Origin of the sequence: Modicisalibacter radicis (assembly GCF_900961225.1) — a bacterium.
Classification (GTDB): domain Bacteria; phylum Pseudomonadota; class Gammaproteobacteria; order Pseudomonadales; family Halomonadaceae; genus Modicisalibacter.
In genome coordinates, this window is sequence record NZ_CAAHFN010000131.1 from 142649 (window position 1) to 153982 (window position 11334).

At 69.4% G+C, this 11334-nt stretch carries 6 protein-coding genes; 1 reads left to right on the plus strand and 5 read right to left on the minus strand.

Annotation, left to right across the window (positions count from 1 at the left end):
- Positions 1-133: 133 nt before the first annotated feature.
- Entirely contained in the window at positions 134-1591 is a 1458-nt protein-coding gene (gene mltF / locus HR9077_RS20775) for a membrane-bound lytic murein transglycosylase MltF (RefSeq protein WP_136069202.1), read from the minus strand.
- Positions 1592-1761: 170 nt separating this feature from the next.
- Here mltF and purL point away from each other — a divergent pair, with 170 nt between their 5' ends.
- Positions 1762-5718 (plus strand): phosphoribosylformylglycinamidine synthase, encoded by a 3957-nt coding sequence (purL, locus tag HR9077_RS20780; protein WP_136069203.1) that lies wholly within the window; start codon positions 1762-1764, stop codon positions 5716-5718.
- Positions 5719-5966: 248 nt separating this feature from the next.
- Here the strand turns inward: purL and HR9077_RS20785 are convergent, their stop codons facing one another.
- The 4 genes from HR9077_RS20785 to bcsZ all read right to left on the minus strand — a co-directional run bounded on the left by HR9077_RS20785 (position 5967) and on the right by bcsZ (position 11332).
- Positions 5967-6281, minus strand: coding sequence for a putative quinol monooxygenase (locus tag HR9077_RS20785; protein ID WP_136069204.1), 315 nt, complete (start codon positions 6279-6281; stop codon positions 5967-5969).
- 67 nt (positions 6282-6348) lie between these two features.
- Complete coding sequence (locus HR9077_RS20790) at positions 6349-6585, minus strand: hypothetical protein (RefSeq protein ID WP_136069205.1); 237 nt, start codon at positions 6583-6585, stop codon at positions 6349-6351.
- Between the two features lie 131 nt (positions 6586-6716).
- Positions 6717-10235: a cellulose synthase complex outer membrane protein BcsC gene (bcsC, locus tag HR9077_RS20795; RefSeq protein WP_168381013.1), complete on the minus strand. Its 3519-nt coding sequence runs from the start codon at positions 10233-10235 to the stop codon at positions 6717-6719.
- A complete protein-coding gene (gene bcsZ, locus HR9077_RS20800; RefSeq protein WP_136069235.1) occupies positions 10232-11332 on the minus strand; it encodes a cellulose synthase complex periplasmic endoglucanase BcsZ in 1101 nt (366 codons plus the stop codon). The genes bcsC and bcsZ overlap by 4 nt, the downstream gene beginning before the upstream one ends.
- Between the last annotated feature and the right edge of the window lie 2 nt (positions 11333-11334).

An 11334-nucleotide genomic window follows, 5' to 3' on the forward strand; every position in this document is an offset into this window, starting at 1 on the left:
CGCTATCCCCCGCGGGCCCGGGTGCGCCAATGCGGCGCGCCACTCTGAAGGTGGCTATGTCGTTGCCGGACGGTCGACGTCGGACGAGAGCCAATGGTAACCGTTCGCGGCGTTGGAAGCGTGCCCGCCGTGTTCACAGTACCGGCGGCACCACATCGAACAGGCTGCCGTCGTCCGCGCCGGGCTCGCGCTGATTGAGCTGGAAGAACTGCTGCTGGCTGCGCTCGAGATAGTTGAGAATCTCGTAATAGCGGCGAATGTTGCGCACGTAGATCACCGGCTCGCCACCGCGGGCATAGCCATGGCGAACCCGCGAGTACCAGTCGCGCTTCTGCAGCAGCGGCAACGCCTCGCGGACGTCGGCCCAGGCGTAGGGGTCGCCGCCGCGCATCTCGGCGATCTTCTGGGCATCGTAGAGGTGGCCGAGGCCGACGTTGTAGGCGGCCAGCGCCATCCAGGTGCGGTCCGGCTCCTCGATCTCCTCCTGCAGGCGCTGCTTGACGCTCCTCAGGTAGCGCGCGCCGCCGTCGATGCTCTGCGCGGGGTCGAGCCGGTCGGCGACGCCCATCTGTTCGGCGGTCGACTGGGTGAGCATCATCAGCCCCCTGACCCCGGTCGGCGAGGTGGCCCTGGGCTTCCAGTGCGATTCCTGGTAGCCCAGCGCGGCGAGCAGTTTCCAGTCGAAGCCGGTCTCGCGCGCGGCGGCGAGGAACTCGTCCTTGTAGGTGTCCAGGCGCGCATTGACCTGCTGGATGAAGGTCCGTGCGCCGACGTATTCCAGATAGTCGTCGTGACCGAAATAGCGCTCGTCGAGTGCGGCGAGCGTGCCGTCGGCCTGCATGTCGTCGAGGAAGCGGTTGACGCGCTGCAGCAGGGCCAGCCCCCGCTCGGCGGGCAGCGCCCAGGCCAGGCTGAGCGGATCGCCGAGCAGGAAGCCGTTCTCGACGCCGGGAAAGAACACCCGGTTGAGCTTGAACTGGTGGGCATAGATCACCGCCACGTCGAGGTCGCCGTTCTCGACCAGGCTCAGCAGATCGGCGACCTCGAGATCGGCCGACTCCTTCCAGCCCAGCTCGGGCAGCGAATCCCGCTGGAGTTCGCGCAGCACCAGACCGGCGCCGGAGCCTTCGATCACCCCGATCGAACGGCCCAGCAGGTCACCGGGTTCGTCGACCGGTGGCAATCCGCGGCGATAGACCACCAGTGGCTGCAGGGTCATGATCGCGCGGCTGAAGTGGATGCCGGGCAGGGTCGGGTCGAGCGGCAGCGCCGCGGCCCCCAGGTCGGCCGTGCCGCTGCGCACCGCGTCGAGCACCTCGGCGATATTGCCATCGCTGTCCAGCGACAGGCTGACGCCGAGCTGGTCGGCGAAGCGCCGTACCAGTTCGAACTCGAACCCGCTGGGACCCTGCCGGCCCTGATAGTAGGTGGTCGGGGTATTGCGGGTGTCCACCTGCAGAAAGTCGCGGGCGCGGATCGCTTCGAGCAGCGGTTCCTGGAGCGGCGGGTTGCGGGCCGGCCAGCCAAGCAGCACGAGGCCTGCCACGCTGAACACCAATCGACGCGGATGGCGGGCGAAAGCCTGGAGCATGCGTAGCCGTCGGTAACAGTGGACGCATCACCATACCCGCGGGGCTGGGGGCTGTCACCTGACGCCATTCCACGGATTTCTCGAACAAGCGGCTTTCCAGTATCATGGGCTATTCGTTGTCGCCGCCCGCGGCGCCCATTCTTCGGCTTTCATCAGAGGCTTCTTTCGACATGCTCGAACTGAGAGGCGCGCCCGCCCTTTCCGCTTTCCGTCATGCCAAGCTGCTGGCCGCGCTGCGTGCCCGGGTCCCCGAGATCGAGACGCTGCATGCCGATTACGTGCACTTCGTGGACCACGAGGGCGACTGGGCGTCCGGCGAGCGCGCCGTGCTCGACAACCTGCTGGCCTATGGCGCCCAGGCCGGGGCCGAGCCCCCGACGGCGCGCGACGGTCACCTGTTTCTGGTGGTGCCAAGGCTGGGCACCCTGTCGCCGTGGTCGTCCAAGGCCACCGACATCGCCCACAACTGCGGCCTGGCACGGGTCCGGCGCATCGAGCGGGGCATCGCCTATCGCGTCACTCTCGACGGCGTGCTCAGCGAGGCGGCCTTCGAGGCGATCATCGACACCCTGCACGACCGCATGACCGAGTCGGTGCTCGCCAACTCGAGTGACGCGGCCAGGCTGTTCGCGCACCGCTCCCCGGCGCCGCTCGGTCAGGTCGACGTACTCGGCGGCGGGCGCGCCGCGCTGGAGGCCGCCAACGGCGAGCTCGGCCTGGCGCTGGCCGACGACGAGATCGATTACCTGCACCGGGCCTTCGTCGACCTCGAGCGCAATCCCAGCGACGTCGAGCTGATGATGTTCGCCCAGGCCAACTCCGAGCACTGCCGGCACAAGATCTTCAACGCCGACTGGTCGATCGACGGCGAGGCCCAGCCGCGTTCGCTGTTCCAGATGATCCGCAACACCCACGAGCAAGCCGGCGACGACGTGCTCTCGGCCTACAGCGACAACGCCGCGGTGATCCGCGGCAGCCGGGCCGGGCGCTTCTTCGCCGCGCCGCTGGTCGGCGACGACGACGCGGCGCGTGCCAGCTACGGCACGCATCAGGAACCGATCCACATCCTGATGAAGGTCGAGACCCACAACCACCCGACCGCCATCGCCCCGCACCCCGGCGCGGCGACCGGCTCGGGTGGCGAGATCCGCGACGAGGGGGCCACCGGCATCGGCGGCAAGCCCAAGGCCGGGCTGACCGGCTTCGCGGTATCCAACCTGCGCATTCCCGAGTTCGTCCAGCCCTGGGAGGCCTTCGACTACGGCAAGCCCGAGCGCATCCAGAGCGCACTCGACATCATGCTCGAGGCGCCGGTCGGCGGCGCGGCCTTCAACAACGAGTTCGGCCGACCCAATCTCGCCGGCTACTTCCGCAGCTACGAACAGGACTCGGTGGGCGTCGAGGGCATCGAACGGCGCGGTTACCACAAGCCGGTGATGCTGGCCGGCGGCTACGGCAACATCCGCGAGGGTCACGTCGCCAAGGGCGAGATCCCGATCGGTGCCAAGCTGATCGTGATGGGCGGCCCGGCGATGCTGATCGGCCTGGGCGGCGGGGCGGCTTCGAGCATGGCCTCCGGCGTGTCGAGCGAGGATCTCGATTTCGCCTCGGTACAGCGCGACAACCCCGAGATGGAACGCCGCGCCCAGGAGGTCATCGACCGCTGCTGGGCGCTGGGTGACGCCAACCCGATCCGCTTCATCCACGACGTCGGCGCCGGCGGGCTGTCCAACGCCCTGCCGGAGCTGGTCAAGGACGGCGGTCGCGGCGGGCGCTTCGAGCTGCGCGACGTGCCCAACGCCGAGCCGGGCATGAGCCCGCTGGAGATCTGGTGCAGCGAGGCCCAGGAGCGTTACGTGCTGGCGGTGGCGCCCGACGACCTGGCGGCCTTCGAGGCGCTCTGCGCGCGCGAGCGCTGCCCCTACGCGGTGGTCGGCGAGGCCCGCGAGGCGCATCAGCTGACCGTGCACGACGACCATTTCGACAGCACGCCGATCGACCTGCCGATGAGCGTGCTGTTCGGCAAGCCGCCCAGGATGCAGCGCGAATTCACGCGTCAGCCGCGGCCGATGCCGGGCGCCGACTTCGACAACCTCGACCTGCGCGAGGCGCTCGAGCGGGTGCTGCGCCTGCCGGCAGTGGCCTCGAAGAGCTTTCTGATCACCATCGGCGATCGTTCGATCACAGGCCAGGTCGCCCGCGACCAGATGGTCGGCCCGTGGCAGGTGCCGGTGGCCGACTGCGCGGTGACCACGGCAAGTTACGACACCCACGCCGGCGAGGCGATGGCGATGGGCGAGCGACCGCCGGTGGCGCTGATCGATCCGGCGGCCAGCGCGCGGCTGGCGGTCGCCGAGGCGATCACCAACCTTGCCGCGGCGCCGATCGCCAGGCTCGGCGACATCAAACTCTCCGCCAACTGGATGAGCGCCGCCGACCATCCCGGCGAGAACCAGGCGCTTTACGATGCCGTGCATGCGGTAGGCATGGAGCTTTGCCCTCGGCTTGGCATCGCCATTCCGGTGGGCAAGGACTCGATGTCGATGCGCACCGCCTGGCAGGAAGGCGAGGGCGACGCCGCCGAGGACAAGGCGATCACCGCGCCGCTGACCCTCAATGTCACCGGTTTCGCGCCGGTCACCGACGCGCTCGCCACGCTGACGCCGCAGCTGCGCCTCGACCGCGACGAAAGCGACCTGATCCTGGTCGACCTGGGCGCTGGCCGTAACCGTCTGGGCGGCTCGGCGCTGGCTCAGGTCTACGGTCAGATCGGCGACGTCTGCCCCGATCTCGACGAGGCCGAGGATCTCGCCGCGTTCTTCGCCGTCATCCAGGGGCTCAACGCCGACGGCAAGCTGCTCGCCTATCACGATCGCAGCGACGGCGGGCTATTGGTGACGCTGCTGGAGATGGCCTTCGCCGGCCGCGGCGGACTCGAGATCAAGCTCGACTGGCTGGTCGACGACGCCTTCGAGGCGGCCGGCGCGCTGTTCGCCGAGGAGCTCGGCGCGGTGATCCAGGTCGACCGCAAGGAGACCGAGTTCGTGCTCGCCCAGTTCGCCGCGGCGGGCATCGACACCTGCGGCGTCATCGCCCGGCCGCGCTACGACGATCAGGTGCGCGTGACGCTGTTCGAGGAGCCGCTGCTCGAGACCACCCGGGCGCTGGCCCAGCGCAGCTGGGCCGAGACCAGCTATCGTCTGCAGGCACTGCGCGACAACCCGGACTGCGCCAAGGCCGAGTTCGACGACCTGCTCGATCTGCGCGACCCGGGGCTCTCGGCGACGCCCACTTTCGATGTCGACGAGGATGTCGCCGCGCCGTTCGTCGGCGCTCCCTCTGTCAACGTGGCACGGCCGCGCATGGCGGTACTGCGCGAGCAGGGCGTCAACGGTCAGCTGGAGATGGCCGCGGCCTTCGACAAGGCCGGCTTCGAGGCCATCGACGTGCACATGAGCGACATTCTCGCCGGGCGCGTGACACTCGATGCGTTCAAGGGGCTGGTCGCCTGCGGCGGCTTCTCCTACGGCGACGTGCTCGGCGCCGGCGGCGGCTGGGCCAAGTCGGCGCTGTTCAATACCCGTGCCCGCGAGCAGTTCGCGGCGTTCTTCGAGCGTGACGACAGCTTTGCGCTGGGCGTCTGCAACGGCTGCCAGATGTTCTCGCAGCTCAAGGAACTGATCCCCGGCGCCGGGAACTGGCCGCGCTTCGTGCGCAACGAGTCGGAACAGTTCGAGGCGCGGACCTCGATGGTTCAGGTCGAGAAGAGCCCGTCGATCCTGCTCGCCGGGATGGAGGGGTCACGGCTTCCGATCGCCGTGGCGCATGGCGAGGGGCGCGCCGAGTTCCGCGATGCCGGCCACCTGCGTGCCATGCAGGGCAGCGAGCAGATTGCCCTGCGCTATGTCGACAACTACGGCCAGGTGACCACTCATTACCCGGCCAACCCCAACGGCTCGCCGTCCGGGGTGACCGGGCTGACCACGCCGGACGGGCGCGTCACCATCATGATGCCGCACCCCGAGCGGGTGGCGCGTGCCGTCACCAACTCCTGGCGACCGGCGGAGTGGACCCGCGACGGCGCCTGGATGCGGCTGTTTCGCAACGCCCGGGTGTGGCTCGGCTGAGCGTAGTGGCTTGATCTAGGCTCCGTCCTGCAAACGGGCTTGCCATATGGCAAGCCCGTCGATATTTCACCCCTCGGCGAAAGCAGATTGTCGCAAGGGCGCTATAAACCCTTCCGTGGGTGCTACTTTCGCTATCTGACCGCCATGGATGGCGGAAATGCCGGAAAAGTGAGGAACTTATTTCCGGCCATGGCGAAAGACCCTTGCGTTAACCGGCATTCGGGCAACCGGGGTTTTGAAATACGGACTTATTCGGGCCGCACCGACGTGTAGAAGAAGCGCACGCTCGGCTGGCCATCCAGCAGCGGTGCGCTGCCCTCCTTGAAAGGCGCGTAGTGGGGCATCTGCGTGTGGTGTTCGTAGGCGGCGCGGTCGCGGTAGACCTCGTGCAGGATGACCAGCTCCTCGCTGCCTTCCGGTGCCAGCACGTCGAAGGCCAGGCAGCCCTCCTCGTTGGCCAGCGACTCGCTGGCGTCGTTGTGGGCCAGCGCCAGGAAGGCCGGCACCTGGCCCGGCTTGATCCGGAATTCGGCGATGACCACGAAGTGGGCGGTATCGGCCATGACATTCTCCTTGTCGCGATAAGGTCGGGTGGTGCACACGCGTGCGGCCTGCACGGGCATCGGCGGATCAGCCACGCGGGGCTTCGGGACCGTCCGGGGCAGGGCGCGGCGAGGCGTCGTCGATGCCCAGCTTGTGTTCGAGATCGTCGAGTATGTGACGAAAATTGCCGATCAACTGGTCGAAACGACCGAAGTCGTGGCCGCAGTCGTCGCAGAACACATGGTACTGTCCTTCGCGGCCCGGCGGAAAACGCTTCTCGCGGCTACCGCAGTCCGGGCATTCGGGGCCTGTCGGGGCTTGCATGACGGATCACCTCCTTCTTGCTTGCGATATGTGAGCGAAGACGCGACATCCTTGTCGCCGCCCTCTTCCTACCTACCTCGGGGCGGAAATCCGGAATTCAAATGGCGCCCGGGCACGACCCGGGGACACGGCTAGTCGAAGCTGGCGTAAGGCTCGAGTGCGTCCGGCGGCATCGCCAGGTCGCCCTGCCAGGCGCCGAAGCTGTAGCGCAGCGACAGGTTGAAGCCGTTGGGCGCATAGTCCTCGGCCTGCTGCAGGCCGGCGGCGAGCCCGGCGATCCAGTGATCGGCGAGGCGGTATTCGACGCGGCCGCCCAGCGAGAAGCCGAAGCCGCCACCGCTGCCGCCGCCACGGGTGGCGCCGGCATCGGGCAAGCCGGCGACGTCATCGCCGCCCAGCGGGTAGCGTGCGCTGTCGTCGCTGTCGCTCCACGACTGCGAGATCGCGGCGTCGAGCTGCCACGACCAGTCGCCGGTGCGCCGGGTATAGCTCACCGGCAGCGACAGCGAGACATAGCGCTGCGGGCTGTAGTAGCCCCCCTGGCCCAGCGAATAACCGCCGAGTTCGCGGCTGTAGTGCATTGCCAGGCCGCTGACGCCGATACTGAGGCGACGGTGCTCTTCGTTGATCAGCTTGCGGTAGACCCCGCCCATCAGCTGCACCCGGGTATTGTCGGGGACGTTCTCGCCATCGAGGTGGTGCACGCCGAGATTGGACCACACGCCGTTGGGGCCGCCCTGGTCGTAGCCCAGTCCCAGCGAGGCGCCGGTGGCGCGGATACCGCCCCAGGTGGTGCCGGTACGGGGGTCACGGGCGCCGGCGAAGGCGAGCAGCGAGTCGTCGAGCGCGCGACGCGACAGCGTGGCGGTCAGCCACAGCGGCCCGGCGTCCCCAGAATACTGCACCCCGCCGACCCAATCCTCGACGGCGAAGCCCAGCGGCGTGGTCCCCAGGTCCACCCGCCAGGTCTCGTCGTACCAGCCCAGCGCCACGCCGATGCCGCGATCCTGCTGGTGGAAGTCGCCGGTGCAGCCCACCGTCGCGCAGGTGCCGAAGGTCTCGCGGGTCAGGCCGTCGGCATCGCGCGCGAGGCGTCCGGCGTCGAGACTGACGCGATCGAGTCTCAGGAAACCGCGCCCGCCGTTGACCGGCGTGTCGACCTCTAACATGTCGGTGGTGGTGGTCAGCGACGAGACGCCGTCGGTGCCGCTGTCGTTGTCGACCTGCCGCGCCGCGCGTATCCGGGTGTCGAGCGACTGGTAGAGCCTCGCCGATTCACTGCGCAGGCTGTCGGCCAGCCAGTCGTCGTCGGTTCTTCCACGGGTGGCGCGGGTGAAGTCGGTGTCGTCGCTGAGCGTCGCGGCGTCGGCAATGCCGGCGGCGATCATGCCGCGGCGATAGCGCGCCAGCGCACCGGCGCGATCGCCGGCCGCCTCGGCGATGCGCGCGGCGTCGCGCCACAGCAGGGCTGCGTCGTCGCCCACGGGGGCTGTCGGCTGTTCCAGGGCCGTGGCGATCAGCGCTTCGGCGCGTGCCGACTCGCCCAGTGCCGCCCAGGCGTTGGCGGCGCGGCGGCGCTGATTGCCGGCATCCGCCGGCAGTTCGAGCGCCTCGAGCTGGCGACGGGCGAGGCGGGTGTCGTTCATCGCCAGCGCGGCTTCGGCCAGGCCCAGCCGGGCGTCGCGGCTGTCCGGGGCCAGTGCCAGCGCTTGCCGGTAAGGGGGAATGGCGGCGGCCGGCTGGTCGTCGGCCAGTGCCCAGTCGCCCAGGCGCAGGGCGATCTCGACGCTGGCCGGCTGCGCGGCGAGCAGCTCGCGGGCCGCGTCGGACTCGCCGTCGCGACGCAGTTGCTCGGCCCGGGCCAGGGCCCGCTGGCGCTCGAGGCGGGTCGCCAAGGTGCGGATGTCGTCGTCGCGTTGGGCGGCGGGGATGAGCGCGAGGCTTTCGAGCGCGGCCTCGTCCCGGTCGTCGCTGGCCAGGTACAGCGCCTCGGCGTAGTGGCCCCGGGCGCGTGCCGCGGGATCGTCGAGGCGCGCCAGCAGGTCGGAGAAGGCGGCGTCGGCCTGTGGCTGGCGGCCGTCCTGGCGCAATGCCTGGGCCAGCGAGTAGGTCAGCCAGACGTCAGCGGGTGACAGCGCTCGGGCCTCGGTGTAGCGCTCGGCGGCCTGCGACCATTGCTGGGCGTCGGCCAAGCGCTGGCCGGCGGCGCTCAATTGGGCCACGCGCAGTTGCCGCCGGGTATCGGCGAGCGCCCGTCGACTGGCGGCGGGCAGGCCGGCAATGAAGTCGAGCGCGCGCTGCGGGGATTGCTCGGCGTACAACGCGGTCAGGCGTTCCAGCGCCCGGGTGTCGTCGTCGGCAACGCGTCGGGCATGCTGGTAGGCCTGTTCGGCGGAGAGCGTGTCACCGCGACGCTGCGCGACGTCGCCTATGCCCAGCCAGGCATCGGACGAACCGGGCTGCAGTCTACTGGCCCGGCGATAGGCTTGTTCGGCGCGTTGTGGGTGATCCCCGGCCAGAGCCGTGTCACCACGGCTGATGTAGAGCCAGTAACGGGCGGTATCGATCAGGGCTTGCCACTTGTCGCCGCTGAAACCGCTGGTGTCGTTGGCCCGTGCGCGCTGAAATAGCTCCAGCGCCTGGGCATGGCGGCCCTGACGCAGGCGAATGACGCCCAGTGCGCCTAACAGGTCGACGTCGCCGGGGTAAGCGGCCAGCGCACGCCGGATGTCGACCTCGCCGGCGGTCCCGCCCCGGCTCTCGAAACGCGCCAGGCCGCGCAGGCGGGCCCGGTAGGCCGGGTCGGCGAGTCGTTCGCGCTGGTGATCGAGCGCGCGCCGCGCCTCGTCGGCGTACTCGGTGTCGCCGAAGACAGCGAGGAAGCGCTGCCAGGCAGCCGCGTTGGCCTGGCTCGCCGGCCGGTCGCGCAGGGCGTTCAGCCATACCCGCGCACTGGTTTGCCGCGTGCCCGGCAGGTTGGCGAGCCGCTCGAGATGCGTGAAGGCGGCATCGTCTTGGCCGGCGTCGAGCAACAGTCCCGCCAGGGCGAAACCCAGCTCGGGACTTTGCGGATAGCGCTCGTCGAGTTTCCCGAGTTGCTGAATCGCCCGTGATTCACCATCGGGCAGCCGGGCGACGAGTTCCCAGTACTCGAGCGCCAGAGAGAGTGTCGGCAGGCCTTCGGCGAGCAGTTCATCATAGGCTTGCTTGGCCTGATCGACCCGGCCGGTGGCGGCCAGCAGTCGCGCCCGGCTCAATGCCTGGCGCCGATCGGGGCGGTTCAGCGACAGATTGAGTCGGGCCATGCGGTAGGCCTGCGTATCGGGTGCCACCTCGGCGAGGCGCTCGACCAGTTCGCTGGCGCGCTGTCTCTCGTCATTGCGTAGCGCACGTCGTATCCGAGCCTCGAGTACTTCCGGGGCGTCGGGAGCGATGGCGTCGAGCTTGTCGAGCGCCTCGTCGACCAGTGATTCGTCGTGACGGGCCTCGCCGAGGCGCACGCGCTGCAATAGCCAGTCGCGGGGCGAGACGGCCTGGGTGACCGTGGGCGTCGACGGTGTCGGACCGCTCGCCGGGGCGGCGAGCGCCGGCAGCGTCACGCCGGCCAGTAGCAGGCAGACGGGCAACCATCCGCGATGCATCGGGCTCATGGCAACCTCCATGCCGGTTGCAGCCGGCCATCGGCGGCGAATCGATAGCGTCCCTCGTCCCAGCCGCGTCCGAAAAGCGTCAGAACACGAGCATAGTAGGCATCATCCGTCGGCGGATCGGCGGCGAGCCGGCGCCGTTGGGCGACGGCGAGCGGCGTGTCCCCACCCGGCGTGGCGGCGAGGAAGGGCAGTAGGGCGGCGGAAACCCCGCTATTGCCGAGGCCCTGGTGCGTCCCGTCTAGGGCGTCGATGCGTTCCGGGGGGGCGCCCAGTTCGGCGACCAGTTCGCGCATCGGCGCGAAGTGGGCGATCAGGGACTCGCGATGGTCGGCTTCGTCGGCGAGCATGCCCAGCCACAGGTAGATGCGGATCGCGTCGTAGTCGCCCTGACTGCCGTGCTCGGGATCGGGGGTCCAGCCGCCTTCGGATGTCCACTGTGCCCAGTCGGGGGCCAGTCCTCGCGGTGAACTGGCGATCAACAGGCGCGGCACGTTGGCGGCCACTTCCGGCCAAGGCTCGCCCAGCGCGGTGAGGCGCGTGAGCAGTTGCGGCGGCAGGTAGCTGGGATTGACCCGCCAGCTGGCGTCGTCGACAAAGCCGTGGCGCCCGGGCAGCAGCATCCTGCCGAAGCCCGGCAGGTCGGCGACCTCCTCGTCGGCGATGCGTGCAGCGAGACGGGCGCCGAGCACGCGATAGTCGCGACGCTGCCAGAGCCTGCCGGCCTCGAGCAGCGTGTAGGCAAGCCACAGGTCGGAATCCGCGGCGCTGTTGGCGTCCAGCACATCCCAGTCGTCGCCGTCGCGCCCCCACAGCCAGGCGGGCAGGGTGGCGCCCAGGTCGCCTTTGGCGAGATTATTCTGGGTCCAGTCGAGCAGCCGCTGGAAGGTGTCGCGGTCGTCGGCGACCAGGGCGAAGAACAGCGCGTAGCTCTGTCCCTCGGAGGTAGTGATGTGGCGTGGATCGGAGGCGTCGATGACCCGCCCGTCGTCACTGACCAGGGTGTCGCGAAACCGCTCCCAGGCCGGCCAGCGGGCATCGTCGGCATCGATGACGCCCGCGGCCAGGGTCAGGATCAGCATCAGTCCGGCACGCCACATGC

Coding starts and splice junctions, on each gene's coding strand:
- HR9077_RS20790 (WP_136069205.1), bottom strand. CDS start 6,585: ATGCAAGCCCCGACAGGCCCCGAATGCCCGGACTGCGGTAGCCGCGAG.
- mltF (WP_136069202.1), bottom strand. CDS start 1,591: ATGCTCCAGGCTTTCGCCCGCCATCCGCGTCGATTGGTGTTCAGCGTG.
- bcsZ (WP_136069235.1), bottom strand. CDS start 11,332: ATGTGGCGTGCCGGACTGATGCTGATCCTGACCCTGGCCGCGGGCGTC.
- bcsC (WP_168381013.1), bottom strand. CDS start 10,235: ATGAGCCCGATGCATCGCGGATGGTTGCCCGTCTGCCTGCTACTGGCC.
- purL (WP_136069203.1), top strand. CDS start 1,762: ATGCTCGAACTGAGAGGCGCGCCCGCCCTTTCCGCTTTCCGTCATGCC.
- HR9077_RS20785 (WP_136069204.1), bottom strand. CDS start 6,281: ATGGCCGATACCGCCCACTTCGTGGTCATCGCCGAATTCCGGATCAAG.